The organism is Pseudobdellovibrionaceae bacterium (assembly GCA_019637875.1).
GTDB lineage: Bacteria > Bdellovibrionota > Bdellovibrionia > Bdellovibrionales > Bdellovibrionaceae > JAHBUW01.
On sequence record JAHBUW010000004.1, the window covers coordinates 51,947 to 76,729 of the forward strand.

The 24,783-nt window shown below is 59.9% G+C and carries 25 protein-coding genes and 1 tRNA gene; 12 read left to right on the forward strand and 14 right to left on the reverse strand.

The window, feature by feature from the left end; translation table 11 throughout:
• Nucleotides 1-63: 63 nt before the first annotated feature.
• From KF767_06750 to KF767_06765, 4 genes are read right to left on the reverse strand one after another with little or no spacing between them, the layout of a single operon-like run.
• Nucleotides 64-3,528, reverse strand: a complete 3,465-nt coding sequence (locus tag KF767_06750) for a hypothetical protein (protein ID MBX3017567.1) — start codon at nt 3,526-3,528, stop codon at nt 64-66.
• Nucleotides 3,529-3,541: 13 nt separating this feature from the next.
• On the reverse strand, nt 3,542-3,835 hold the full coding sequence (locus tag KF767_06755; protein MBX3017568.1) for a hypothetical protein: 294 nt from the start codon (nt 3,833-3,835) through the stop codon (nt 3,542-3,544).
• Nucleotides 3,832-6,033 (reverse strand): hypothetical protein, encoded by a 2,202-nt coding sequence (locus KF767_06760; GenBank protein MBX3017569.1) that lies wholly within the window; start codon nt 6,031-6,033, stop codon nt 3,832-3,834. The genes KF767_06755 and KF767_06760 overlap by 4 nt, the downstream gene beginning before the upstream one ends.
• 12 nt (nt 6,034-6,045) lie before the next feature.
• On the reverse strand, nt 6,046-6,351 hold the full coding sequence (locus KF767_06765; GenBank protein ID MBX3017570.1) for a hypothetical protein: 306 nt from the start codon (nt 6,349-6,351) through the stop codon (nt 6,046-6,048).
• A 110-nt stretch (nt 6,352-6,461) separates the two neighbouring features.
• On the opposite strand from KF767_06765, the gene KF767_06770 reads away from it, so the two are divergent.
• Together KF767_06770 and KF767_06775 are read left to right on the forward strand one after the other, a co-directional pair.
• Nucleotides 6,462-8,459, forward strand: a complete 1,998-nt coding sequence (locus tag KF767_06770) for a cyclic nucleotide-binding domain-containing protein (protein ID MBX3017571.1) — start codon at nt 6,462-6,464, stop codon at nt 8,457-8,459.
• A gap of 90 nt (nt 8,460-8,549) precedes the next feature.
• Nucleotides 8,550-8,626 (forward strand) — tRNA-Asp (locus tag KF767_06775).
• Between the two features lie 254 nt (nt 8,627-8,880).
• Here the strand turns inward: KF767_06775 and KF767_06780 are convergent.
• On the reverse strand, nt 8,881-9,936 hold the full coding sequence (locus tag KF767_06780) for a P1 family peptidase (GenBank protein MBX3017572.1): 1,056 nt from the start codon (nt 9,934-9,936) through the stop codon (nt 8,881-8,883).
• A 93-nt stretch (nt 9,937-10,029) separates the two neighbouring features.
• Between KF767_06780 and KF767_06785 the strand changes: the two genes are divergently transcribed.
• From KF767_06785 to KF767_06815, 7 genes are all read left to right on the forward strand, one after another.
• The gene (locus tag KF767_06785) at nt 10,030-10,509 is read left to right on the forward strand and encodes an ASCH domain-containing protein (GenBank protein ID MBX3017573.1); all 480 of its coding nucleotides are present in this window, start codon (nt 10,030-10,032) and stop codon (nt 10,507-10,509) included.
• Between the two features lie 10 nt (nt 10,510-10,519).
• Nucleotides 10,520-10,990 carry a VOC family protein gene (locus KF767_06790; protein ID MBX3017574.1) on the forward strand — a complete coding sequence of 157 codons (471 nt, stop codon included), beginning with the start codon at nt 10,520-10,522 and terminating at the stop codon, nt 10,988-10,990.
• A complete protein-coding gene (locus KF767_06795) occupies nt 10,987-11,454 on the forward strand; it encodes a GNAT family N-acetyltransferase (GenBank protein MBX3017575.1) in 468 nt (155 codons plus the stop codon). The genes KF767_06790 and KF767_06795 overlap by 4 nt, the downstream gene beginning before the upstream one ends.
• A complete protein-coding gene (locus KF767_06800) occupies nt 11,421-12,002 on the forward strand; it encodes a YaeQ family protein (protein MBX3017576.1) in 582 nt (193 codons plus the stop codon). The genes KF767_06795 and KF767_06800 overlap by 34 nt, the downstream gene beginning before the upstream one ends.
• 68 nt (nt 12,003-12,070) lie before the next feature.
• Entirely contained in the window at nt 12,071-13,105 is a 1,035-nt protein-coding gene (locus KF767_06805; protein ID MBX3017577.1) for a nitronate monooxygenase, read from the forward strand.
• A 108-nt stretch (nt 13,106-13,213) separates the two neighbouring features.
• On the forward strand, nt 13,214-13,681 hold the full coding sequence (locus KF767_06810) for a DUF2062 domain-containing protein (protein MBX3017578.1): 468 nt from the start codon (nt 13,214-13,216) through the stop codon (nt 13,679-13,681).
• Nucleotides 13,682-13,765: 84 nt separating this feature from the next.
• The gene (locus KF767_06815) at nt 13,766-15,712 is read left to right on the forward strand and encodes a class I tRNA ligase family protein (protein MBX3017579.1); all 1,947 of its coding nucleotides are present in this window, start codon (nt 13,766-13,768) and stop codon (nt 15,710-15,712) included.
• A 14-nt stretch (nt 15,713-15,726) separates the two neighbouring features.
• Here the strand turns inward: KF767_06815 and KF767_06820 are convergent, their stop codons facing one another.
• Together KF767_06820 and KF767_06825 are read right to left on the reverse strand one after the other, a co-directional pair.
• Nucleotides 15,727-16,062, reverse strand: a complete 336-nt coding sequence (locus tag KF767_06820) for a response regulator (protein MBX3017580.1) — start codon at nt 16,060-16,062, stop codon at nt 15,727-15,729.
• Entirely contained in the window at nt 16,052-18,331 is a 2,280-nt protein-coding gene (locus KF767_06825) for a PAS domain S-box protein (GenBank protein MBX3017581.1), read from the reverse strand. The genes KF767_06820 and KF767_06825 overlap by 11 nt, the downstream gene beginning before the upstream one ends.
• 124 nt (nt 18,332-18,455) lie before the next feature.
• On the opposite strand from KF767_06825, the gene KF767_06830 reads away from it, so the two are divergent.
• Complete coding sequence (locus tag KF767_06830) at nt 18,456-19,298, forward strand: MBL fold metallo-hydrolase (GenBank protein MBX3017582.1); 843 nt, start codon at nt 18,456-18,458, stop codon at nt 19,296-19,298.
• Here KF767_06830 and KF767_06835 read toward each other — a convergent pair.
• Genes KF767_06835 through KF767_06845 form a run of 3 tightly spaced genes read right to left on the reverse strand, consistent with a single transcriptional unit; the run spans nt 19,295 to nt 20,489 of the window.
• Nucleotides 19,295-19,771 (reverse strand): GNAT family N-acetyltransferase, encoded by a 477-nt coding sequence (locus KF767_06835; protein MBX3017583.1) that lies wholly within the window; start codon nt 19,769-19,771, stop codon nt 19,295-19,297. The genes KF767_06830 and KF767_06835 overlap by 4 nt on opposite strands.
• A 14-nt stretch (nt 19,772-19,785) precedes the next feature.
• Nucleotides 19,786-20,205 carry a hypothetical protein gene (locus tag KF767_06840; protein MBX3017584.1) on the reverse strand — a complete coding sequence of 140 codons (420 nt, stop codon included), beginning with the start codon at nt 20,203-20,205 and terminating at the stop codon, nt 19,786-19,788.
• Complete coding sequence (locus KF767_06845; protein MBX3017585.1) at nt 20,205-20,489, reverse strand: hypothetical protein; 285 nt, start codon at nt 20,487-20,489, stop codon at nt 20,205-20,207. Before KF767_06845 ends, KF767_06840 begins: the two co-directional genes overlap by 1 nt.
• Nucleotides 20,490-20,732: 243 nt before the next feature.
• Here KF767_06845 and KF767_06850 point away from each other — a divergent pair, with 243 nt between their 5' ends.
• Entirely contained in the window at nt 20,733-21,137 is a 405-nt protein-coding gene (locus tag KF767_06850; GenBank protein MBX3017586.1) for a four-helix bundle copper-binding protein, read from the forward strand.
• Here KF767_06850 and KF767_06855 read toward each other — a convergent pair whose 3' ends face one another.
• Nucleotides 21,138-21,731 (reverse strand): YceI family protein, encoded by a 594-nt coding sequence (locus KF767_06855; GenBank protein MBX3017587.1) that lies wholly within the window; start codon nt 21,729-21,731, stop codon nt 21,138-21,140. It lies immediately after the preceding gene.
• A gap of 148 nt (nt 21,732-21,879) precedes the next feature.
• On the opposite strand from KF767_06855, the gene KF767_06860 reads away from it, so the two are divergent.
• Entirely contained in the window at nt 21,880-22,761 is an 882-nt protein-coding gene (locus tag KF767_06860; GenBank protein MBX3017588.1) for a LysR family transcriptional regulator, read from the forward strand.
• Here KF767_06860 and KF767_06865 read toward each other — a convergent pair.
• From KF767_06865 to KF767_06875, 3 genes are all read right to left on the reverse strand, one after another.
• The gene (locus tag KF767_06865) at nt 22,758-23,252 is read right to left on the reverse strand and encodes a chemotaxis protein CheX (GenBank protein MBX3017589.1); all 495 of its coding nucleotides are present in this window, start codon (nt 23,250-23,252) and stop codon (nt 22,758-22,760) included. The genes KF767_06860 and KF767_06865 overlap by 4 nt on opposite strands.
• A 133-nt stretch (nt 23,253-23,385) precedes the next feature.
• Entirely contained in the window at nt 23,386-24,084 is a 699-nt protein-coding gene (locus tag KF767_06870) for a pirin family protein (protein ID MBX3017590.1), read from the reverse strand.
• A 153-nt stretch (nt 24,085-24,237) separates the two neighbouring features.
• On the reverse strand, nt 24,238-24,708 hold the full coding sequence (locus tag KF767_06875; protein MBX3017591.1) for a hypothetical protein: 471 nt from the start codon (nt 24,706-24,708) through the stop codon (nt 24,238-24,240).
• Between the last annotated feature and the right edge of the window lie 75 nt (nt 24,709-24,783).

A 24,783-nucleotide genomic window follows, 5' to 3' on the forward strand; every position in this document is an offset into this window, starting at 1 on the left:
AAAAAAGGGTGACCGGTGGTCACCCTTTCTCGTTTCCGGCGTACTCTGAAAACGCGGCGGCGGTTAAAGCGCCTGCATCCATTCGAGGGCTTCGCGAACCTGCTTGGCGAGGAAGGCGTTGCGGGCGCCGAGCCCCGTCAGATCCTCGGAGGCTTCGAGGCGGCGACGGAAGTCGTCGGCCTTCATGCCGTCGAGTTTCCAGCGGACGGCCTCCATCTTCACTCGCTGCGCGACGAGCAGATCCGAGGTCGTCAAAGATTTACGCGATGAACTCAAGAATGAATCCATCCGCGTCTTGAGTTCTTCCAAAGGTGCGCCTTCCGGCCGCGTCTTGGCGGTCAGGGTCAGCGAACCCAAAGCGTAGAGCGCTTCGAATTGGCCCAGGTTCACGAACTGTCCCGCGGCCGCGCGGTGGGCCTCGAGATCCAGAAGGTAGGCCGCCACGCTGTCGTTGGATAGATCTCCGTGCGCGAGCCACAAACGCACCTGGGTTTTCATGCGCGTCTCCAGAAAGCTCGTTTCGAAAAATGCGAGGGCTTTGCGCTCTTCGACGGGAATCTGCAGAAGCGATTGCAGCTCGGCCAAACGCGTGCGGGCCGCGGTCGTTCCGGTTTCGCAGCGGGCGAGGTAACCGGCGTTGATGATGCGCAGTCGGCGCGGGTTCTGGCCCGAGGGGTGTTCGGGAAGGGCGCCCGCATTCACGCGCGCCAGGCCCTCTTTGACCGCGGTCAAGGTTTGGCAGGCGGCCGTGGTGCGCTCAAGCGCGACCAAAGAGCGACCGACCAGAAGACCGCGCTTCAGATCGTTCATGTCTTGATAAGGATTCGGGCTGAGCGCGTTCAGCTCCAGGACCTTCTCGTGACGACCGGCATAGGCCGCGGCTTGGATGCGCAGATGGCGCAGCGGAGCCTCCAGGAAGTGTCCGGCGGGAAGTTTCAAGCCATCGAGGATTTCGCTGGCTTGATGGAAGTCCTGCAGACCCACCAGAGCCTGCGCGCGCAGGTACAGCGCGAGGAAGCGCGAGTCCTCATCCAGGAAAGGCATCTCGAGGCGCTCCTGCCACCATTTCTGTGCGGGCCCCCAGCTCTTCGCGCGATTTCCCAGAAGTCCCAGGTTGGTCAACGTTTGCGCTTTCAGGCGTTCGTTATTGCGCGCGCCGTCCAGGGCGAGGATCAACTCCACGCGCGCCTTTTCGAGTTCCTCGCGGCGTTCGTCTTCTTTGATCTCGGGTTTTTCGAGGATTCGTTGCAGCCGCACGCTTCCGCGCAGGAAACTCGCGAAGGCGTCGGGGCGGGGTTCGGCTTTTTCCACTTTGCTGAGCCAGCCCGCCGAGTCCTCGGGAAGAGCGCCCTTCAGCCGGGCGAGCTCCGCGTACAAACGGACGAGGTTTTCGGTTTCGTTGATGAAGTTCCGTTTCTTCAGCTCGTTGATGTTCGCGTCGATCAGCTTTTCGCGGCCGGCGGCGACCATCTGGGTCAGGTAGCCCCAGTGCGCTTCGAGGTTATCGGTCGTGACGACCGCGCCGTAGAAGTGGCCCAGCGCCGCCTGCGGTTGACCCAAACGGATGTGTTCGTAGCCGCGATCGAAGCTCGTCGCGATGAAATACTCTTTCGCGTAGGTCGACTCCAGAGTGTGGGCGGGAATGAACTTGAAAAGGTTCGTCGTGATCCACTCGACCTCTTGCAGACGATCGGACGCGGTCCACAAGTGGATGGCGCGGTAAGCGGCCAAGCGCACGAGCACGGACTGATCGCGGACGGGAGTGATAACCTTATCGAAGTTCAGGTAGGCGTCTTTTTCGCCCTTTTGCACCTTCATCGCGAGCAGCTCCAGTTCGAGGAGCTTGCGGACCGCGGGGGACAGATCTTTCGCGTTCGCCCAGCGATGGAGTTGGGTTTCGCGATTTTTCGCGTTCTCCATCCGCTCCAAACTCTTCGCCCAGTAGATGAGCTGGCTGGGCTCGGACATTTTGGTTTTCGCGAGGCGCTCTTGATAGGGAGCTTCATCCAGATCGCCGGTCTGTTGCCATTCGTGGCTGAAGGCCAGGAAACTCAGATCGCTCTCTGCGGGGCGTGCGGCGGCTTTCATGAGCTCCGCACGGGCTTTCGCCAAAGAGCCCGGGCCGCCGATCATGCGGTGGGTGCTGGCGCGACCGACGGCCTCCAGAAAACTGGAACCCGCAAGTCCGCGGAGTGAGTTCTCGAGGGACTGGCGCAAGGTCAGCGACAATTCACCGGGAGGTTCCGAGCGGCGCGCGGCTCCGTTTTTCAGGATTTTGTCAAAGGTCGCGGCTTCCGCAGTGGAAAGGCCCGCGCCCCGCGTGCGCAGTTCGCGTAACCACTCGAGTCCGCCGGCTTCGTCGTTCATGAGCAGCGCTTGACCGAAGACCCCGCGCAGAAGAAGCGGGCGGGAGATCGCGGAATTCGCATTCGCGCGCGCGGCGAGCGTCAGCAGGAAGAGCAGCCGGTCTTCGGGGGTGCGGGCCGAGAAGTGCGCCGACAGAAGTTCACTTTCCGTCCACGCCGTGGGGATGACGCCCGTTTCGGGAAGCGCGTACAGATCCAGCGATCCTTCGAAGGCGCAGGCGACGATCATGCGGTCGGGCGAAAGCCCCGGCTGACTGCAGTTCTCCGCAAGCGAGGTGAGCGGCTCGGGAAACTGCGTTTCGGTGGGACAGCCCTTCGCCGGCAGCGGAATGCGCGCGAGGATCGAGTTGTCATCGCCATCGATGCGGCCGTCCTGATTGGTGTCCGCCAGATAATGCGAGAACACGAGGAACTTTCCGTCACGGGAAAAGCGCGGGTACGCGGACAGTCCCGGCCATGCGATGCGCGGGGTGCAGAGCTCGCCCAAACGTTCGCCGTCGAAGCTCGCGTACTGGATCTTCTGCTGCTCGCCTTGGCGGGCCAGGCGTTCGACCCAAGTGATCAGACGACCGTCGATGGACGCTGAAGGGTGAAAGAGTTTGGAGTTGTTGAGCGTCCGGCTTTGCTGCGAGCGGGTGTCGTAGACCTCGAGGGTCACGTTCGCCGAGCCGCGCTCTTTGCGGACGAAGCCGATCTTGGTGTCGGTGATCCAGAAGGGCGAGGATTTTTCTCCGTTCAGAAGTTTCAGGCAGCTGACGGATTCGGACATGGCGTTCGTCAGGCAGATCTCGCCGTCGGGCGTGCGCTCCAGCGAGCGGAAGACCACTTGCCCGGACGAAGCGTGCACCGAGGCCGAGTCCACGTCGCGCAAATTCGAACGCCAGCTCGAAAGCTCGCGGCGGTTGATGTCCAGAATTTCAAGAACGGGATTCATATGCGCTTTGCGCGTGAACAGAAGTGATCGGCCGTCCGAGAACGGCGCGGGCTGGAAGTTGTCGTCGGGTCCGAAGGTCAGCCGGTCCAGGCGAACGGTCTGCATCAGCGCGGCCGCGCGCGTGGTGACGATGGTGGGTTTGGGGGCGGGCGCGGCGTTTTGCGCGCCGGCCGGGCTTGCGCTCAGCGCGAGAAGCGACATCCATGCGACGTTCATCAAGGATTTCATGATGGGCCTCGGCTTAGCGTTGAGTGGGGGCGTTGGTAGATGGACCCGAAGCCTGACCCGAAACGGACTCATCCGGCTCGAGGATGCGGGTGAGCTTTTCCTTTTGTCCCGAACGGTCCGAGGTCTTTTGCGCCGTGGGCGATGTCTTGAGCAACTTCTGGCGCTGCGCCTGATCCACGTTCGGCCAGGTGCCGCCGGATTCCTCTTCCAGAATGGTCGCGCGGTCGATGACGTAAACTTTGGGCGCGCAGGCGCTGATCGAAACGAAAGTGAAGGTCAACGCGAGGACTTGGACGAAACGTTTCATGGTGAGGGTTCCTTTCGCACGGCGGGTTTCCCCGAGGCTCGGAGGTTGCGGTAGACTTCGCTGGAATACAGGGCTTCATTCGCTTTCACGAGATAGGGCGAAATGGCGACGTTGCGCACTTCGGGCAAGGCCACGAGATTGGTGCTGATGCGAACGTCGGCGACGGGCCCGCGCATCTCGACCTGCACGCGGGTAGGGTAAGCTTGCGCGAGGACCATCCGCGCTTGATTGAAGGTCGCGTTCTCGAATTGCGGATCCAGGAAATCCAGAACCTGCAGGACCTGGGCGGAGTTGATTTCGCTCCAATCCAGACGTCCCACCGCAGTGGCTTTCCCCAGATCCCAGTCCATGCCTAAGCGGAACGAAAGCCCGCGCTCGGATTTTTGCGCCGAGCGGAACATGGATTCGGGCAGAAGCTCCTCGAGCTTCACGTCGAAGGCGCGCATCAAAAGACCCATGCGGGGATTGTCGAGCGAGAGATCCGCCTGCAGCGCCCCTTCGATCGAGCCTTGACCCACGACCGCGGACCAAGAGCCCGAGCGAAGAAGATTCTGCTCGAACTTCAGATCCAGCGACACCGGACCGTAATTGCGCTTCTGGTAAACGATCTGGGCGATGCGCAGCTGATTCAGGCGCGTGTCCAAAGGCTCGAAGGATTCGAAGTCCGCGCGCCCAAAGGCGTTCGGCGAAAGCTTCGGGGAGAGCGTCCAGCGTCCGTCCACGTACGACCAGGCTTGCTTGACGGGAAGCGAGCCCTGCATGGCCTCGATGCGCAGATCGGGGGTCGCCACCGAAAAGGCGCCCAACCGAAGTTCGCTCTCAAAAAAGAACTTTCGTTTCTGGCGCAGCAAAAGTTTGAAGGGCGCCGAGACGCGGCCCTGGGGTTTGATGCCCGCATACTGGAACTGTTTATCCTTGAAGTGCAGCGAGACGAAGCCCGTGGCCTGCGCCTCTTGCGCACGGGGATTGAGCTCGCTTTGCAGATCGAGCGAGACGCCGTCCCCGCGGAGCTGCATCGTCAGGCTGACGTCGCCCGAGCGGGCCAGGCGCGCGTTGAACTTGCCATCCAGGCGCGACTTCCAGGGCGAGGGATTCTGATCCAGCACGAGAAGGCTCAGATCCGAATGCGCCGAGACCTCGCCGTCGGCTTTGAGTTCGGGCGTCGCGGGGTCGAAGTTCACGGGAACGCGCGCGTTCAACTTCAAATCCAAAAGACCGGGCACGGTGGCGGTCATGCGGTAAGCCCGTTCGGTGGCGGTCTGGGCCAGGGGTTTCAGCTCAAAGCCCCAGTCGGTGGGTTTCTTGAGTGGCGAGGCGCGCAGGTTCTTTCCTTGGCCGCGCATCTGAAAATCCGCGCCTTCGGCCTGGGCGGTGAACTCGCCGCCGCCGTCTTCCAGAGTCAGCGGTGTGCCGACCTTCGGCGTTTTCGCGAATTGGAGTTGGGACCATTCCGCGCGGGCTTCGAGTTTGGGTTGCAATCGCCGGGGCGCCGCCTCGGGGGATTTGGATTCGAAGTTCAGTTGGACGGAGCGGACCTCGGCGCGGGCTTGGCTCGTGCCTTCGGGAGTGGTCGAGCTTTGGCTGACCCGCAGGGGTTTGAGGTCAACGCTGCCGGCGAAGTTCGTTTGGCGTTCGTCGGCTTGTCCCGAGATTTTGATGCGGGTGCCGGTGGATCGCGCTTCGAGCTCCGTGCCTTCGCCGGTTTGGCGGAAGCGGATCTCTGCGGTTTGCAAATCGAGGTCACGCAGATCGACGGCGAGGGGAAGTTCGGGACGATCGAAAGCGGGGACTTCGACTGTCGGGATTTTGAAATCGTCCTTCGGGGGCGCCTCTTCCACGGGCCCCGCCACGCGGTGGAAGTCGCCCGAAAGTCCCTCGATCTTCGCGTGGTAAATGACGGCGCGGCGGCGCTCGTCGGTCAGCTCAACGTCCGCATCCAGAAGAGGGAGCGTGAAGGTCCCGGTGACGGGCAGCGGGGCTTTCAGTTCGCCGCGCAGATTTTTGAGCGTGATCGTGAAGCGAAGACCGCCGCGCCAGCCGAGTTGCAGGTCGGGCTGCTGCAGTTCCGCTCCGTGTTCGCGCGCGACGCTTTGGATTTCCGACCACAAACGGGTCTTCACCCAAAAGTAGCCGCCGACGCCCACGGCGCCGAGGACCAAAACAAAAACTAAAAAAGCGATCCCGAGCTTCTTCAGCATGTGGTGGCGGGACTATTTCTTCTTTGCGGGTGTTTTGGAGGCCGGCTCCGCCTTGTAGCCGAGCTTCTCGATGCGCTTCATGATGTCCGCGTTATCGGCGGTTTGGCCCGGTTTGGTTTCGATGATCAGTTCACCGGTTTGTTTTTTGGTGTCCACCAGATTCGCTTCGCATTTCGCGAAGTCGCCCTTGGCGCAGATCTCTTTTTCGATGGCGGCCTTGCAGGCCCCGCAGTGCATCCCGCTCACGTTGAATTGCAAAGGGGCCGCGAAGGCGAAGGAGGTCGAAAGCAGAATTGACGGCAGTAAAACGGACTTCATGGGAACCTCCGGATGAGGGGCTCAGCGTAGCGATTTCGTCTCGGAAAATCACCGAAAGAAAGTGCGTCGTGGATTTGCCAACCCGCAGAAAATGTCCTTACACTCAAAGCATGCCGGAAATCTTGAAGACGCAGGTGGTGGGGGAGTCGATCGTGGTGCGAAAGCCACATGATCTTCACTTCCGGAAGCTGTTCCCGCTGGCGTGGAAGCCCCTGATCGACGCTTACCAAAAAGGCCTGCCGCCGTCGCGGGTGTTACAAGACGGAATCGAAAAGTCGAGTCCGGTGCGGCTGCGGGATTGGATCGAGTTCGTGCGTGAAGTGGAGGGCAAGGTCCCCGGCGACGCGGGACTTTTGCGCAAACTGCGTGAATTCGACGTCGCCCCCGGTTGGTTCGAGTACCGGCTTTTTGAGTTGAAACTTTGGAGTGAGCGCAATGTCTGGGCTCGTTTCTATCCGGGATTTTATTTTCTAGGTTTTCTGACGATGGCGCTCGCGGGTCTGCGCGTGCTTTCGGGATTTGATTTGCGGCATTTTCTTTGGGTGAACGGCAGCTTCGAGCTCGCCTTCGTGGGGCTTTTTTTGGGGCTTTCGCTGTTGGGGCTGACGAAGGGTGTGGTGCTCGTGGCGATGCACCTTCTGGCGACGGGTTCTTGGCCCGAGACGCGGATCGCTTTTCGCGGTTTGATGATCGATCTCGATGTTGATGCCTCCCCGGTCGAGGCTCACCGTTTGAAAAGCGTGAAGCTCTTCTACTTCACGACGTCGGCTCTGCTTTATCTTGCGGGCGCGGCCTTTTGGGGCGCGTTTTCTTTGCCGGGCCTGAACGCGGCTAGCCTTTCGGTGCTGGGACTCTTGATGACGTTTTTGTCGCTGAATCCGCGGCGTCGGGGCGAGGTCTCGAAGATCTTCGGCATCTTGTATCCGCAGTGGAAGGTGCGTCGCGCGCTCAGCTATCTGGAGAACCGCGCGCTCTTCGCTTTTTTCAAGCGCGGACGTTGGATTCAAGATGAAAGTCAGCTTTTGCGTTACGCGCTCTTGTGTCTTTTGTGGTCTGCGGGTTTTCTGGCCTTCTTGATCGGGCTGGTCGTAGCGAACGGGCAGGATCTGTGGCTCGCGCTGGGGCATACGCGCGGAAGCGCTTGGGGCTCGGTGATTTTGATGCTGCTGATTTTCGCGGGCATCACCGCGACGGTCGTCTCGGAGTTGTGGCGACTTCTCGCGCGGCATTTTCTGTTCTTGTTCCAGCGGCCGCTGCGGGACTTCTCGCGCAACCGCTCGATCCGCACCGAACGTCGTTTCGATCCCGCGCAGATCCGGCGTTTCCTGTCAGCGTCGCCGCTTTTTCATGGGGCCGCAGAGGCATCTTTGGACGCGTTTTTGGAGTGCGGAGTGATCCAAATCGTAAAGCCCGGACAGTCCCTCATCGTTCAGGGGAACGTCGGCACCGAACTTTTCGTGTTGCTCGAGGGCGAGGCCGTCGTGCGACGTCTGGATGAGGCCGGCGAAGCGCAGGATCTGGCGGTGCTGTCGAAGGGCGCGGTTTTCGGCGAGATGTCGCTTCTGCGAAATACGGTGCGCACGGCGAGCGTCGTGGCGCTCAGTCCTCTGCGCGTCTTCATGATGCCGAACAGCGAGTTCGCACGGATCTTCCAGGGTGAAAACATCCGCATGATCGAGCGGAGGATCGCGCTGTCGGGCGTGCTCGGCGACTCCAGCGTTTTTCAAGATCTGCCCGCCGAGACCTTGCAGATCATTTTGAGCTACGGCGAGTTCCGCGAGTTTAAAAAGGGCGAGCTTTTGATCGAACACGGCGATCGCGACAAGGATTTCTACATCGTTTTGCGCGGCGAGGTTGAGGCCGTGCGGGCGGGCGATATGCGGCTGAACGTGATCGGTCCGGCGGGGTTTTTCGGAGAGGTTTCGCTTTTCGAGAACCGGCCGCGCTCGGCCTCGATCCGCGCGCTCGCGGACGGCGTCGCCCTGAAGCTGCCGTTCGACGGATTCTGGCGGATGGTCGACCAGAACCCCGCGCTCGCGGCCCACATCCAAGAACTCAGCTGGCTCCGCCGCGAAACGCCCGATAATCTGGCAGATTCCCGCCTTTAGGGCGGCGCGGCTTCGCCGGGTCTGCTCAAAAAAAGGCGTTGGCAGCGGGATCTTTTCTCCCTATATCTTGTGTCTCTTTCTTACCGCCGCGGGGTGGTAGTTAAGTTGGTTATAACGTCCGCCTGTCACGCGGAAGGCCGCGGGTTCGAGTCCCGTCCACCCCGCCAAATCACCTGCCATCGTCGTTCGCTTCGCTCAGCTCCCGGTTTATTCGGCGGGGTGTTGTCTGTTGGGCCCATCGCTTCGCGCTGGTCCTGTTGCGGCCTTCGCCGCGACTCTCTAAATCACTTCGCGTTGTCGTTCGCTTTACTCACTCCGCAGGTTCTGGCGGGGATTGTTTCATCGCTAAGGCGATGGATCTGTCACGGCTTCGCCGTGGCTTCTCGCTCGGGACTCGTGTTTGGCGCGCTCGCTGCGCTCCCTACCGCTTCACCCGCAAACTCTTCCCATGAACCTCGCGGTACGCGGGCCACGGACCAAGAGCCGACGCTTCGTATACGCCACGGGCGACGGCGCGAGCCAGGCAATCTGCGGCGACGAGGCCCACGCGGTTCACGAGATCGGCGCGGGACTCCACATCCTTGCCCCACTCGCCCGTCGAGGCCGCGAAGACCGTGTCGCCGTCGAAGGGCGTGTGCACGGGGCGGATCGAGCGCGCGTATCCGTCTTGCGCCATGATCGCCACGCGCTGGGCTTCGGACTTCGTGAGTTTCGCGTTCGTCGCGACCAAGCCGATCGTGGTGTTCTCGCCCGCGCGGGGCGCGAGGTTGTCCAGCGGCGAGCCGGTCCACGCTTCGCCCGGGGATTGAAAGTCGATCCCGGACGTCGGGAGCGGTTGTCCGCCCATCTCGTCGGCCTGCTCGTAAGGCCACGCCCACAGCGAGGACTGGCCCGGCATTACGGGACTGCCGACGCAGTTCACGGCAACGATGGCGCCGACCTGCAAGCCGTCGCCCGAAACCGACGATGCGCTTCCGAGTCCGCCTTTGAACGCGCCGGCTTTCGCGCCGTAACCCGCACCCGCGTTGCCAAGTTTGAAATCCTGCGAAGCCGCGTTCAGTGCCGCAAGGCCCAGCTCCGCGTAGGGGGATTTCGCGCCCCACTCTTTGTTGCCGCCGTTCAAAAGATCAAATAGCACCGTGCTCGGTACGATGGGCGCGCGCGCGGGACCGATGGGAAAGCCGATGCCTTTCGAGGCCAGCATGTCCGTCACCGCCGAGGACGCGCCCAGGCCGAAGACCGAACCGCCGCTCAGCACGACCGCGTCCACGCGGTCCACCAAGCAGCTTGGCTGAAGGGCGTCGGTGTCGCGCGTTCCGGGGGCGCCGCCACGCACGTCCGCCGCGACCACCGCCGTCGAGTCGAAAAGGATCACCGAAACGCCGCTCCAGACTTTGGCGTCTTCGGCTTGGCCGACCCGAATGGATTCCACGTCGGTGATGCGATTGCGGGGGCCAGGACGGAAGTTGTGGTTCATGGGCGATCTCCTTTTCGAAAAAAAGATAGGCAATAAAATCCCGCAAGGGAAGTCTTGAATCAACCCGCGTCGATCAGCGAAACTGAAACACGTATGGCACTGAATCCGGTCGAGCAAAGCTATTGGGAAAGCTATCTGCGCACCTTGCCTGAAGGGGAGCGACCGAACGACGCGGTCGTCAGCGCGGGCTATGCGGGAAATCCGGAATTGACCGACGAGCTGTTGGCCCTCTACTTCGCGGGAAAAAAGACGGCGGGCAGCAGCCTGCTCGAGGATTTTCAGTCGGCGGGGGATTCGCTGCCGCAAGTGGGCAACCACTGGATCTACCTCAACCGCCGTGGCGAGCCCTGCTGCATTCTGAAAACGGAAAGAATCGTGATGCACAAGTTCAAAGATGTTCCTCCTGAAATCGCCGCCGCCGAAGGCGAGGGGGACGGCTCTTTGGAGTATTGGCGTCGCGTGCACCGCGAGATCTACACGCCGTTCTTGGCAAAGTGGGGCGTTCATGATTTGAACGAGGCCACGGTCATCACGGAGTTCTTTCGCATCGTGTACCGCTCACCGAATCCCTGACGAGGTCCCCGTGTCCGGTACGCTTCTGTCCCACATCGAGCTCAATGTTTCCGATTACGCGAAAAGCATTCGCTTTTACGATCATGTTCTGGTGCCGCTGGGCTGGCGTCGCCTCGTCTGTCAGAAAACCCATACGGTTTACAGTGACGGTCAGATGAAGATCGTCCTCGGACCGGTCGAAGAGAAATATCAAACGCCGAGCTATCACCGGAAAAGGGTGGGGCTGAACCATCTGGCGTTTTACGCTCCGTCGCAATCCTCGGTCGACGACTATGTCGAGAAGGTTTTGAAGCCCCACCAGATCCCTTGCCTCTATGAAACCGAATCCAAAGGGGACGAGACCTACTACTCCGTTTTTTTCGAGGATCCCGACCGGATTAAAATTGAAGTCGTCTATTCGCCGGGCTATTGCTCGCCCCAGCACTGGACGAATCAGCTCGCAAGCGACTTCGATCCCTATTTGAACCAAGGAGAAGCGTGAACATCACGAAGATCACCGATCCCGAACAGAAGAGTCAGATCTGCGACTCGATTTTACGGAGCCTGCCGCTCTGGTTCGGCATCGAATCCGCCATCGTCGACTACGCGAACGATGTGAAACCCATGGACACCTGGGCGGTTCAAAAAGACGGCGAGTTCATCGGCTTCGCCAGCGTCAACGTGCACTTCCCCGAATCCGCCGAGATCCACGTCATGGGCATCGTGGAGCGCTTTCATCGCCAAGCCCTCGGACGTGAGCTGCTGCAGACGATCGAATTCGATCTGCGCGGGCGAGGCTTCAAATTCCTGACGGTGAAAACCCTCAGTGCCTCGCGCCCGAACAACGAATACGATCAGACGCGGAACTTCTACCTGCGCGTGGGCTTCACTCCGCTCGAGGAATTCAAAACACTGTGGGGCGAGCACAACCCCTGCCTGCTTCTAGTGAAGAGTCTGCAAGTCTAGATCCCTGCGGCAAGGAGCCCCGTTTGCTTTTCCGTTTTCAAATCGAACTGTCGGATGTGGATCGCGGCGTCTACGAGACTCTGGATTTCCGCGTCGCTCAGCATCCCTCGGAAACTCATCCGTACCTGCTGACCCGCGTCCTGGCCTATGCGCTCGCGTACGAGGAAGGCCTTGAGTTCTCGGCGCAGGGACTGGGCGATCCCGAAGCGCCTGCCATCTTGAAATACGGCGCGCACCAATCCGTCGCCACGTGGATCGAGATCGGGAATCCCACCTCCCGCAAACTACATAAGGCGACCAAATCCGCGTCCCGTGTTTCGGTCTTCACCTACAAAAATCCCGACGTCCTGCGCGCGGATATCCAAGAGAACCAAGTTCACCGCGCCTCCGAGATCGAAATCGTCGCGGTGGAGCCCGCCTTTTTGGATGAACTCTCCGAGGCGCTCGAGAAAAACAATCGCTGGTCACTCCTGGTCCAGTCGGGGCAGGTCGACGTCACGGTCGCGGGGCGCACTCACTCGACGCAGCTTCGCCAAACTCACGCTTAAAGACGCCAAGGTGCTCCGTTCACCAGACGAAGCCTGACTTCGTGGCGGGTGCGGTTTAGAATCCCGACATGAGCACGCTCCTGCGCCAACTCAAACTTCGCGTTCCTTTGATCGTCGCCCCGATGGCGGGCGGAACGTCCACGCCTGAGTTCGTCGCCGCATCTTGCGAGGCGGGGGCGCTCGGCTCCATGGGCGCGGCCTATTCCACGCCCGCGCAAATGGTGGAGTTTGTGCATCAGGTCCGCGCCCGCACCGCGCGCTCATTCGCCATCAATCTGTTCGTGCCCACGGGGGAAGTGAAAGTCACATCCGAAAGGCTCGCCCGCGCAGAGGCGGCGACACAAAAACACCGCGACGAATGGGGGCTTCCGCGCCCCTCACTTCAGCCCCCTTTCGAAGAGGACTTCGACGCGCAATTCGAAGCCATGATCTCGCTTCGGCCGGATGTCTTCAGCTTCGTTTTCGGAATTCCCGACATCCACTATCTGCGCGAGGCCCAGCGCTGGGGCATCACCGTCATCGGTACGGCGACGACCCCCGAAGAGGCCGAGCGGCTCACCGAAGCGGGCGTCGACGCCATCACCTTGCAAGGGATTGAGGCGGGCGGTCACCGGGGGATTTTCTCGGCGACGGAGCCCGACGCCGAAATTCCGGCGCTCGATCTTTTGTGCGAGACCCGCTCGCGCGTGAAACTCCCGCTCATCGCGGCGGGGGGCTTGATGACGGCCGCGGACGTTCAAGCCGCGCTGAGTTTGGGCGCGGACGCCGTCCAGATGGGAACGCTCTTCCTCGCCACCCGCGAGGCGGGAACCTCGGCGCCCCACCGGCGGGCTCTGCTCGCAAGCGGCCAGCGCCGCACGAAAACCACGCGCGCGTTCTCGGGCCGCCTGGCCCGCGGGATCGAAAATCCGTTCATGCTTGAAATGGACGCCCAGCCCGACGCGATCCTGCCGTTCCCGGCGCAAAACAAATTCACCCGCGATCTGCGCACGGCCTCGGCGAAGGCCGACTCGGCCGACCACCTCTCGCTTTGGTGTGGAACGGGGACGGGCGCGCTCCCCACGGGCACGGTCGCCGAGGTGATCGACGGGCTGCTCCCCTAAACGGTGATCGCTCGAAGGCCACGGCATTTTTCCCTGCCCAAAGGTTCTCCTAGCGGAGCCCCGAAAATTCAGGTAATCGCCTTCGCACCCCCACCGGGAGTCGAAAGCGTGTTCGCGAAAATCAAAACGGTCGTTCGAAATCAGCTGAAGCAAGGCGCCTCGCCCGAAGGCCTCGCGCGCGCGTGCGCGGTCTCGGCTCTCGTGTCGGTCTTTCCGCTGCTCGGGACGACGGCGGTGCTGTGCCTGCTGGCGGGAATTCTGATTCGCGGCAACCAGCCCGTCATGCATATCGTGAACTACCTGCTTTATCCGGCGCAGATCCTGCTTTTGCCCGTTTATCTTTATCTGGGTGAGTGGCTGGTCGGTGCCCCGCACGTGACCATCCATCCCGTCGTGATCTTCCAGAAAATGACCACCGACTTCGGCGCCTTCCTTGCGGAGTACGGCTGGGCCGGCCTGTACGCGATCATGGCTTGGGCCCTCATTACGCCCCCTTGCGCTTGGATCCTGTACCACGCGCTTCGACCGGTTTTTCGACGCGTCCTTCGGCGCGCGGTTCCCGCTCCGGTGGCGTAAACGACGACGGCCCCCTTACTGCGGCGCGAATTCTCGACTTTCGTGGCTTTTTCGCGTTAAATCGAGGTTTTAGCGAGGCCCCCGATGTCGCAGCCAGGAACGAAACCCGAGAACCGATTCACTCCGCCCACGGACGTTCCGTCCGCGCTCAAGCAGGCCAAAAAACCGAAGAAGGTCGTCGTCACGGCGGGCATGCCCTACGCGAACGGTCCCTTACACCTGGGGCACTTGGCGGGGGCGCATGTTCCCGCCGATATCTACGCCCGCTGGATGCGGATGCTGATCGGCGCCGAGAACGTGCTGTTCGTGAACGGCAATGACGATCACGGTTCGACCAGCGAGGTCGCGGCCGTTCGCGCCGGCAAAACGATCCGCGAGTTCATCGACACGATCCACGAAAAACAGAAAGAGACCCTGAAGAAATACTCGGTCCAGACCGACGTCTTCACCGGCACCTCGCGCCCCGAAACCTATCCGAAGCACGAGAAGTACTCGCAGGATTTTCTGCGTAAACTCCACGCGAACGGCATGCTGGAAAAGCGCGTGACCGAGCAGTGGTTCGATCCCAAAGCGAATCGCTTTCTGCAGGACCGCTTCGTGCGCGGCACCTGCCCGAACTGCGGCGCCACCGAAGCCTACTCGGATGAGTGCGACACCTGCGGGACGACCTTTGACCCGTCGACGCTAAAAAGCCCGCGCAGTGAAATCAGCGACGCCACCCCCGAGCTGCGCAAGACCGCGCACTGGTGGCTGGACATGTGGAAGGTCGCCGATCCGCTGAAAACCTGGATCGACTCCAAAACCAAAGCTTGGCGTTCGGCCATCATTCAGGAAGTGACCAACGTCGTCCTGATCGGCTGTCGTTTCGAAAACGTCCACGAAGAAAAATACAAAGAGATCAAGGACACGCTCCCGAAACACAAATCCCGCTACGTCCCCGGCAAAAAAGTCGAATGCCTGTTCGACTCCAAAGCGGACCTCGCCGCCGCGCAAGCGACGCTGGAAAGCCACGGCATTCCGTCCACCATCACCGACAAATGGGGCTATCGTCCCATCACCCGTGATGTGTCGTGGGGGATTCCGGTTCCGCCCGAACTTGATCCCGAGATGAACGGCAAGACCCTTTACGTCTGGCCGGATTCGCTGATCGCGCCCATCGTGTTCACGCAAGTGGCGCTGGAAAAATCGGGGCGTTCCGCCGAGTCCTTCAAGGACTTCTGGTGCGATCCCGAAGCGACCGTCGTGCAGTTCCTGGGACAGGACAACGTCTTCTTCTACGTCATCATGCAGGGCTCGATGTGGCTGGGTCACAAAAACGATCCGCAACAGCTGCCGCAACGGGGTGACTTGCAGATGACCGAAGTCTTGAGCTGCTATCACCTGCAGGTGAACGGCGAAAAGATGAGTAAATCCAAAGGCAACTTCTACACCGGCGATCAGCTGCTTGAAATGGGCTACGGACCGGATCAGGTCCGCTATTATCTGGCGATGTTGAGTCTTGCGGTGAAGGCGTCGAACTTCGACTTCGAGCACTTCAAAGAGCGCAACAAATTCCTGGCCGGGCCGATGAACGCGGCTTTTGAAAAACCCATTTCGGCCTGCCACTCGAAGTACGGCGGCCAGGTTCCCGAAGGGAAACTGATTGGGAAGGCCGAAGCGGAAACCTTGAAGATCGTGCAGATGTATCTGCGCTCGATGCAGAAGGGGGACTACGCGGTCCTGCTGGGCCAGGTGGAAAACTACGCGCGCCAGATCAACTCGCTCTTCGCGCAGTTCAAACCCCACGACGACCGCGCGCCCGAGGCCGAGCGCAAAGACGCGCTCTTCACCTGCTTCTACGTGCTGAAGAACTTGATGATCATGCTGGCGCCCTTCGTTCCGCATACGATGAACGAGCTTCGCCAATCGCTGAATCTGCCCGAAAGCGCGCTGCGCGCCGAGGAGCTGGGAACGGGGTTACCCGCGGGTCACGTCATCGGCCCCAAGCGCACTTATTTCCCGGCGGTCGAGGGCGAAACGACCGAGGCCTGAGCCTCGGGGGCGACTCATTTCATCTGGTCGCGTAGAAACTGGAGCATCTCTTCCCGTTTGTAGGGTTTCGAGAAGATCGTTTTGAACGGAAAGTCCGTGTGCACGGCTAGATCCCCGGTGATCAGCGCGAGCGTCGGCCCCGGAGGGATACGTTTCGCGATTTCGTCGCCGGTCGTTCCCGGAAGCCGATAGTCCAAAAATACGACGTCAAATTTTTCCGACTGCAGACGCTTGAGGCCCGCGACCGCGTCGGCCGAAGTCGATATTTCGATCTCGGGGCTCGAGAACAGGTCCGCGAACATCTCGAGAAGATCCGGTTCGTCGTCGAGATAAAAAACCTTAAGCGCCATGCAGACTCGCCTCATTCCGTGGAGTCGGGGCCCGCGGGAAATCCAACTCGAAGCAGGTGTTCTTTTCGGCCCGGTTCAAACGAATCGAAGCCCGGTGCTGATCCAAAATTCCTTTCACGATCGAAAGACCCAAACCCGTGCCTTCGCCGACGGGTTTCGTCGTGAAGAAAGGTTGGAAGAGTTTCGGTTCCACATCGTGAGAGATCCCTTTGCCGGCATCCACCACCCGCAAAGTGACGCCCGTCGGGGAAGAGTGAACCTCCATGCGGATCCAGCGCTCGGGAAGCTCTTTGATCGCATCGATCCCGTTGTTGAGCAAATTGACGATGACCTGCTCGATCTCGACGGCGTCGCAGTAGATGGCAGCGTCACCTTGGGCCTCGAATGAAATCGTCACGTCATGGCGACGGGCTTTGCCTTCGACCAAGATCAAAGCGTCTTGGATGACGGTGCGTAGATCCACGACCGAGAATTCGGTCGTGCCGGTGGTGCGGGCGAATTTCTGTAGACCCTTGACGATCTTTTCGATGCGGCCCGAGGCCCGGCGAATGATGTCGATTTTCTTTTGAAACTTTGCCGCATCCTCACGCGCCGTTTCGAGCAGCTCGGCCGAGCCCACGATCATCGCGAGGGGGTTATTGATTTCGTGGGCAACCCCGGCGGCCATTTCCCCCAGCGATGCGAGCTTTGCGTTGTGCAAAGACTTGGCCTTTTCGAACTCGAGCGCTTCGCGAATCGCCAACTCCTGCGTGAGGTCCCGCGCAATCCCGACGAATCCGTAAACTGCGCCCTGCGAATCCCGTAGGGGCGTGATGCTAAGGCGGGCTTGGAAATTCGTTCCGTCCTTGCGAACGAGCGTCCACTGCCGACTATCGGTGACGCCGTTGCGTGCGCGATAAGTAAAGGTGTCCAAGCAAGGTTTGGCGAGATTCAACCCGAACTCGCGGTTCAGCTCCAATGTCGCCTGCATCATCTCTTCGCGCAGGTGAAAGATCGCTGAAGTGGATTTACCCACAAGTTCTTCGGGCTGGTACCCCAGCATTTTGACCGAATGCTCGTTCATTCCGGTGAGCACACCGTCGCGGTCCACCGTAACCAAAATCGCGTCGGCGCTGTCCATGACGGTGCGGTTGAAGTTCAGAAGTTGTTTCATCTTTTCTTCGCGGAAGACGGTTTCGGTCACGTCCGCGGCCGTTCCCAAGAAGCGGGTCCCCATTCGGTCCCGAACAAGATTCGCCCGACAGTCGAAGTATTTGATGCTGCCGTCGTCAAAGAGGAGGCGGTGGCGGACGTTGTAGTCGTTCCCAGTTTCCAGACTCTCTTTCATCGCGGCGTTGACCAGCGGCATATCGTCGGGATGGACGCGCATCTTGACGCAGTCCGCGAGGGCGCTTTCGTCATGGTCGGGGCTGACTTCATAGAGTCGGAAGAAGTTCTGCGACCCGGTGAATGAATTCGATTCGAAGTGGAATTCCCAGCTTCCCATCCGCGCCACTTCCTGCGCGTGATTCAATTTGTTCTGCGTTTCGGTCAGGCGGGTGAGGTCGGTCTGAATCGAAAGGTACTTCATGATCTTGCCGTGCATATCGCGAATCGGCGTGATGACGGTGTTCACCCAATAGATGGATCCGTCTTTTGCTTGGTTGTTCAGAATCCCGGTCCAGTGCTTCCCCTGGGCTAGGACTTCCAGCATTTGCGCGCGGAGCTCCGGCGGGCGACCGGGCGGGATCAGCTTTTCGTGGGTTTCGCCGATCAGCTCTTCACGGCGATATCCGCACTGAATGCAGTAGTAGTCGTTCACGTCGGTGATACGTCCTTCGGCGTCGGTCCAGCAGACGAGGGCGGTTTGATTGAGCGCCTCCATGATCTGGTTCATCTCGTGCTGTTGGGTTTGCAGTTGGCGCAGCGCCGTTTTTTCGCGGGTGACGTCCCGGCAGGTCGTTTGGATATAGGTTTTTCCGTCATGCGTGATCCGGCTCAGCAGCACGATGCAGTGGACCTCGGTCCCATCCTTACGCACATGCAACCAGTCGAAATAGTGACTGCCGGTTTCCATCGTGAGCGCCAAGATCCGCATGGCCTTGGTGCGCGAGCTTTCACCGTCCGGTTGGAACTCGGGCGACAGATCCCAAGGCGTTCTTGCGAAGAACTCCTCGCGGGAGGTGTATCCGAAGAGCGCCAAGGTTGCGTCGTTACATTCGACGAAACGGTGGTGCTCCACGGACAGTAGGGACATCGCATCCGAAAAGTGGGAATAAGTGAGTTCCATAACAATTATTATCCCCAATTTAAGCGACGTCGGGAAGTGCTACCAAGAGGGCACCTCGCGTCGCGGATCTGGGGCGAAGAAGATTTCTTCCGCGCCCCAGGAATGGAATGTTAATGTTCTCCCCATGTCGCTCGAGAAGGGGCTCGTCTGGGCCCACCAAGACATTCGGTTGACGGGATATTCGCTCGCGGGAATCACGACCAGCGTGGGCTTTTCCGCCGCCGACGCGCTTTTTGACGTCGGCCAGGGCTTGCCGTGGCAAATCCCATTCGGAAACATCCTGATCACCCACGGCCATATGGACCACGCGGCGGGCCTTCCCTATTTGATCGGGCAAAAGGCGATGCACGGGACCTCGCGTGCCCGTATCCACTTGCCCCCGCACTTGATCGAACCTTTAGGTGAAATCATGCGGATTTGGTCGGGGGTCGAAGAGCACACCTACAACTTCGAGTTCATTCCTGTTTTCCCGGGGCGGGACTATCCGCTCAAGGGGGACTACTTCGCGCGTAGCTTCCCGACGGTCCACCGGGTGCCTTCGACCGGGTACACGATCTTTGAACGCAAGAAACGCTTGAAAGAGGAGTTCCGCGGGCGTTCGCCGTCCGAGCTCGGTCGACTTCGTCATGGCGGCACCGTGATTGATGAATCCTACGAGGCCAACGTTCTTTCGTTCACCGGGGATACGCAGATCGAGTTTCTCGATTCCGCGCAGGCGCGGGAAAGTCAGGTCCTCGTGATGGAGTGCACGTTCTGGGACGACAAACGAAACGTCGCCCGGGCCCGGGAGTGGGGGCATATCCATCTCGATGAATTGATCCCCCGGCTGGACGACATTCGCGCGCAAAAAATTTTGCTCATTCACAGTTCGGTGCGCTACGCGCCGGCGGAGCTCGTGCGCATCTTGGACGAGAAAGTCCCGGCCGTGCATCGTGCGCGCGTCGAGGTCTTTCCTCGCGGTCGCTAGAGGCGTAAACGCATCTCGATGTCGCCGCGTTCGTAATCGGGATGGGGACCTAGTCGGGTCGTCTCGAAGCCGTGCTTTTTGTAAAGGGCGATCGCGGGCGTCAAGAGGGTGTTGGAGATCAGGACGACTTCGCGCGCGCCCCGTTCACGTGCCCAACCGATCGCGGCCCGCATCAGCAAATCGCCCGCGCCCCGGCCTTGCGCTTTGGGGGACACCGCCATTTTCGCGAGCTCATATTCGCTTTCGCCGTGGGGGATCATCGCGCAGGTGCCGATCGCTTCTGCGCCATCCAGAATGAAAAGAATCTCGCCGCCGCGCTGAAGAATCGCGGTTTCGGCGTTCTCGAGCTGCAAGACGTCGTTGGATTCGATCTTAAAAAATTTTTCGATCCACTCACGATTCAGGGCGATGAACGCGGGAAGGTATTGGGGATCATAGGTGACGACCCGCAGGTCGGCGGACTTTTCGGACATCGGAATTCCTTCGGTTACTCGGCCGCTTCGGGGGTGCCCGTCGGCGCCGTGACGGGTTCCGCAGGGCGCGCGGCTTTCGCCAGATACTCGCGCATCGCTGGGCATTCCCAGTCCTTTTGCCCCGACTGCGAGGCCGCAAGCTGTAAGAGCTGGTATTGATCGTCGGCGCTGGCGAACGCGATGGCGTTAACCGCCTGGCGGGCGGGACGTGTGAACGTGTGGCCATCGATATAGCGGGAAATTTCGTAAGCGATCGCGGCGGGGTCTTCGCTCAGTGCGAGCTCGGGGCCGCGCGAGTAAGCGTCGCAGATCACTTTGAAGTCCCGCGACAACAAGAGAGTGTAGCCAGCAAAAATGCCGACGCTCGCGACCAGGACGATCCCGGTGGCGAGCGCGACTTTCTGCCAAGAATTCAGGGGGCTCGACGTCCCCATCACGCGTAGGGAGAGCCGGAAGCGACCGGGGGTTTCGCTGCACGAGAGGCCAGCGCGGCGCCCGCGCCCGCGAAGCCCAGCACGATCAGCAGCGGAAGCGCCACGAAGCCCGTGAAATCGCTCGAACCCGCCGTCGTGACGGTCTCGGAAATTCCAGAGACGTTGTAGCTGGTCGTACCTGCCATGAAAAGGACCACTTGAACCAGGGCGACCGCGATACCGATCACACCACCGAAAATAGCGCCGCTCAGGACTGCGCGCCGGGGAGACTTCTGTTCTGCCATGGGAACCTCCATTCGCCTTTCAGGCGTTTTTGCAAGCTGGACTCCCGCGCGGCAAGGGAAAAATACCCCCGGGACGGGATTTTCGGTGGATTTTTGGGTGGTTGGAATTCGTTCTATAGCGAACGGGGACACTCGTTAGGACGGATCTTCGCCCGATTGGGGTTAATGGACGCGTTTTTCACGGCGCCGATTTTGCGGGGTCATGGTCCGCCGGGAAGATCCGGCGCACCGAAGGGAGTCCTCATGGCAACGACGATGAAGCACGACGAGACGACAAAATTCCCCACCGCCGAGGCGCATGCCGCTCACGATCTTCTGATGGCCGAATGTCTCGAGAATTGTCAGCACTCCGCGCAGTTGTGTCGTTCGCTGGTGCCGCACTGTCTGAGCATGGGCGGCCCCCACGCGAGTGAAGATCATATCCGTCGTTTGTTAGTTTGCGCCGAGACCTGCGACGCCGCGGTCCGCTTGATGGCGTACAAATCGGAATTTCATGCGGAGATGTGTGGACTTTGCGCCAAGGTTTGCCGCGATTGCGCCGAAGAGTGCGCGCGGCTGGCGGGGGACGACGAGCAGATGAAAACCTGCGCGCGTCAGTGTCGGGACTGCGCGGACACCTGCGAAAGGATGTCCGCGCACGCGCATTGATTACTTCGCGAGAGCGGCTTGGATATTGAGTTGGATTTCGACTTCGTCGCCGACGACGGGGCCGGCTTCGACCATATTACTCCAAGTCAGACCGAAGTCTTTGCGGTTGATCTTGGTTTTCGCTTTGAACGCGATTTTCTCGTTGCCGTAACCGTCCTTCACTTGTCCCAGATAGTTCGCATCAAGGGTCACGTCTTTGCTGACGCCTTTGATGGTCAGGGCGCCCTGAATCTTCAAACCGTTTCCGGTGACGGTGACTTTTTTCGAAACGAAGCTGAGTTTGGCGTGCTTCGCGACGTCAAAAAAGTCGGGACTTTTCAAATGCTCATCGCGTTTTTCGACGGCGGTATTGATCGACGCGGCGTCGATGTTGACCTCGACTTTAGATTTCGCAAGGTCTTTGTCGGCGACAATTTTACCGTCGAATTTTTCGAATTTCCCTTCCACGGTCGAAATCACCAAGTGGGGAATTTCGAAACCGATTTTCGAGTGCATCGGATCGATGTTGTAGGTGCCCGGGGCGATTTGCACTTTGGCGAAAGACAGAACCGGCAGCGCCAGGGCGACGGTCAGGGTGGCGAGGGACATTTTCATGATGAAGCTCCTTGAGTTTTAGTTCGTATTCAAAATCTCTTTCAAGACGGATTCAGGCTACCCCCGACCGGGACTCCTGATTAGATCGTTAATTCTGGAATTATCTTACGGATAACCGTATAATGGTGTTTTCCAAAGGGGGCGCGTTTTGAACTTGGACGGCATCGATGTCTTCGTGAAGGTGGCCCAGGTCGGCAGCTTTAGCGGCGCGGCGCGGGTCATGAAAATGCCCGTGACGACGGTCAGCGGCAAAGTGGCTCAGCTCGAGAAACGTCTTGGCGTGACACTGATCCATCGTACGACCAGAAAGCTCAATCTGACTTCGGCGGGCGAGGCCTACTTCAAACGCTGCGTCCGCGCGCTCGAAGAGGTGCGGGCGGGGGAAAGTGAAATCGCGAGCTCCAAAACGGCGCCCGAAGGACTTCTGCGGATCACGGCTCCCGTGGATGCCGGCCACCTGCTTTTGGCCCCGATCATCCGGGACTACTTGAAGCAGTATCCGAAAACGCAAATCGAGATGATCCTGACCGGACGGCGGGTGGATTTGGTGACCGAAGGAGTGGACCTGGCCGTGCGCGCCGGTAAACTTCACGACTCCAATTTGATCGCGCGCAAGTTTATCGAAACGCAGGGACACTTCTACGCGTCGCCCGCGTACATCAAAAAAATGGGCGCGCCGAAACATCCCCGCGATCTGAAATCCCACCAGCTGATGCGGTTCACGGTGCTGCCCGAGACGCTGCGGTTCACGAACGGGAAGGACGACTTCGACGTGAAATTCGACGGACGTTTAGCGGTCGACGACGTCGAGATGTTGAAGATCTTCGTGCAGGCGGGCGACGGGATCGGTTTGATCCCGCGCTTTTTGTGCCCCGCCGATGAAGCGTCGGGAAAGATGGTGCGCGTGCTGCCGCAGTGGAGCTTCGGCAGCTTTACGTTGAATTTCGTGTATCCGCCGCAGCGTTTTGTCGACCCACGCGTCCGTAGCTTCATGGAGTTCGCCCTGAAGCCCCAGTACCGGATCGACTAGGCGGTTTTGGCTTTTAAGGACAACGTCATCAGGAAGGGGCCGAAGTCACTTTCGCCCTCGAAGAAGAGCGCTTGACCGGCCAGGTTTGATTTCGCCAGGTGCAGCGCGGTGCCGATGACGGTTGTCGGGATCGAAGGTTCGAAATCGAAGCCCGCCTCGTTCATCTCTTTGCGCGAATTCGCGTAGACGATGTTCAAAAGCTCGCTGGCGGCATCGGAATTTTCGGGCGTGATTTCGGTGTAGGGCTCACCGAGCATCGCCGTTAAGAGCGCCAGAAACGCCGGCGACCCGAAGCCCAGGGACAACGTCCCGGCCAGCGTCGAGGAGTTCAGCGTGATCGTGCTTAAACAATCGATGCGGAACTTGGACGCGACCGAGGCGTCCATGCTCATGCGGCCGATTTTGGCGTTGGCGTTCATCATGACTTTGAACGCGTTTTGAAGGGATTTTTCGAGAAGCGGGGGGATAATCGTGATGCTCGGGCGGCTCATGGCCCTAATTTTCCCGGGGACGTTTTACGAAATCAAGTCGTTTGATACCGAACCCGTGGCCAAGCTCCGCAGTGGAGGGGACTGGACCACCGGCCAGGAAATGGCGCGCGTCAGGTGACGCGCGCCGAAGACTTTAGTTGAGGTCGAAGATCAAAGTCTCGGACTCGGTCAACGACCGTAGCTGGAGCATGGACTCTTCCTGAACAATCAACGCGTCGCCCGGTTGCAGAGTGTGTTCTCCAGCTTTCAGTTCGCCTTTCACGACTTGCACCCACACGCCGCGATCTTGACGGATCGGGAATTCCAAAGTGCTACCCGCGGGACGTCGACTGACCCACAACTCCGCGTCTTGTTTGATCGCGATCGAACCGTCACGTCCGTCCTCCGAGACGACGAGAACTTTTTCTTCTTTGTTCAAGGCCTCGTCGAAGGACTTCTGCGCGTAAGTCGATTTTCCGCCGCGCACTTTCGGCATGATCCAGATTTGGTAAAGGTGGACCGTGTCGTTCGTATTCTCGTTGTACTCCGAGTGCGTGATGCCGGCGCCGGCGCTCATGCGTTGCACTTCGCCAGGGCGAATGACTTCACTCGTACCCATCGAGTCACGGTGCCGAAGCGCCCCTTCCACGACGTAGGTGATGATCTCCATATCGCGATGGGGGTGCATGCCGAAACCTTGACCGCCTTCGACGCGGTCATCGTTGATGACCCGAAGCGAACGAAAGCCCATACGACCCGGATCGTAGAAATCCGCGAACGAAAAACTATGGGCGGATTTCAACCAACCGTGGTCGGCATGGCCACGCAGGCGAGCGGGGTAGTATTGAGTCATAGGGACCTCCTTGGTGTGCCCCTAATATAGGTATGAAATCGCTTTCTGAAAAGGTGAGGTAATCTGCAATGATCTTGCGGATATCCGTAAAATAGAAAAGGCCGGAGGGGGGATCCGGCCTTGGGGGGTTAATTGAATATGGAGAGCGGAGTATTACCAGTTCATCACCGTGCAGGCCGAGGCCGCAAACGGGATCACGACGTCTGCGTAACCCGAATCTTTGTAGACCGCGAGGGTTTCCAGGGTCACGCGATTCAGGGTCAGCTCCCAAGTTCCACCGTTGGCGGGTGAGCGTTGATCGAAGGTCACGAGGACCTTGCCGGTCGCGGCGCCGTTTTGGCCGGCGGCGTAGAATTCGGTGCCCGAAACTTGGCTCAACTCATCGATGATATTTCCGGTGACGTAAACGTCGCCACCCGAGGTCAGCACGGCGTTGTACTCAACACGGATTCCGTCAAGGGTCGTCGAAGTTCCCGCGACGTTGCCGCCGCAGTTGATGGTCGAAACGATGCGGCCCGAACCGGGATCTCCGGGATCGCCCTTGTCACCTTTCGCGCAGCCCGAAGCCAGCGCCATGATCGAGATCAGCGACAAAGCCGAGAGGGTTTTCAAAGATGATTTCATAAGGGCCTCCGATGTTTCGTTCACCCCTCCGTATTTCAAAGCACGCACCGGCCAGATCCCCTCCCTTTCGATTTG

Excerpts from the sequence above, each read along its gene's own strand:
- KF767_06755 (MBX3017568.1), bottom strand. The coding sequence starts at position 3,835 with ATGAAACGTTTCGTCCAAGTCCTCGCGTTGACCTTCACTTTCGTTTCG.
- KF767_06770 (MBX3017571.1), top strand. The coding sequence starts at position 6,462 with ATGCCGGAAATCTTGAAGACGCAGGTGGTGGGGGAGTCGATCGTGGTG.
- KF767_06750 (MBX3017567.1), bottom strand. The coding sequence starts at position 3,528 with ATGAAATCCTTGATGAACGTCGCATGGATGTCGCTTCTCGCGCTGAGC.
- KF767_06850 (MBX3017586.1), top strand. The coding sequence starts at position 20,733 with ATGGCAACGACGATGAAGCACGACGAGACGACAAAATTCCCCACCGCC.
- KF767_06820 (MBX3017580.1), bottom strand. The coding sequence starts at position 16,062 with ATGGCGCTTAAGGTTTTTTATCTCGACGACGAACCGGATCTTCTCGAG.
- KF767_06765 (MBX3017570.1), bottom strand. The coding sequence starts at position 6,351 with ATGAAGTCCGTTTTACTGCCGTCAATTCTGCTTTCGACCTCCTTCGCC.
- KF767_06780 (MBX3017572.1), bottom strand. The coding sequence starts at position 9,936 with ATGAACCACAACTTCCGTCCTGGCCCCCGCAATCGCATCACCGACGTG.
- KF767_06835 (MBX3017583.1), bottom strand. The coding sequence starts at position 19,771 with ATGTCCGAAAAGTCCGCCGACCTGCGGGTCGTCACCTATGATCCCCAA.
- KF767_06825 (MBX3017581.1), bottom strand. The coding sequence starts at position 18,331 with ATGGAACTCACTTATTCCCACTTTTCGGATGCGATGTCCCTACTGTCC.
- KF767_06760 (MBX3017569.1), bottom strand. The coding sequence starts at position 6,033 with ATGCTGAAGAAGCTCGGGATCGCTTTTTTAGTTTTTGTTTTGGTCCTC.
- KF767_06870 (MBX3017590.1), bottom strand. The coding sequence starts at position 24,084 with ATGACTCAATACTACCCCGCTCGCCTGCGTGGCCATGCCGACCACGGT.
- KF767_06785 (MBX3017573.1), top strand. The coding sequence starts at position 10,030 with ATGGCACTGAATCCGGTCGAGCAAAGCTATTGGGAAAGCTATCTGCGC.
- KF767_06855 (MBX3017587.1), bottom strand. The coding sequence starts at position 21,731 with ATGAAAATGTCCCTCGCCACCCTGACCGTCGCCCTGGCGCTGCCGGTT.
- KF767_06875 (MBX3017591.1), bottom strand. The coding sequence starts at position 24,708 with ATGAAATCATCTTTGAAAACCCTCTCGGCTTTGTCGCTGATCTCGATC.
- KF767_06845 (MBX3017585.1), bottom strand. The coding sequence starts at position 20,489 with ATGGCAGAACAGAAGTCTCCCCGGCGCGCAGTCCTGAGCGGCGCTATT.
- KF767_06840 (MBX3017584.1), bottom strand. The coding sequence starts at position 20,205 with ATGGGGACGTCGAGCCCCCTGAATTCTTGGCAGAAAGTCGCGCTCGCC.
- KF767_06830 (MBX3017582.1), top strand. The coding sequence starts at position 18,456 with ATGTCGCTCGAGAAGGGGCTCGTCTGGGCCCACCAAGACATTCGGTTG.
- KF767_06815 (MBX3017579.1), top strand. The coding sequence starts at position 13,766 with ATGTCGCAGCCAGGAACGAAACCCGAGAACCGATTCACTCCGCCCACG.
- KF767_06865 (MBX3017589.1), bottom strand. The coding sequence starts at position 23,252 with ATGAGCCGCCCGAGCATCACGATTATCCCCCCGCTTCTCGAAAAATCC.
- KF767_06805 (MBX3017577.1), top strand. The coding sequence starts at position 12,071 with ATGAGCACGCTCCTGCGCCAACTCAAACTTCGCGTTCCTTTGATCGTC.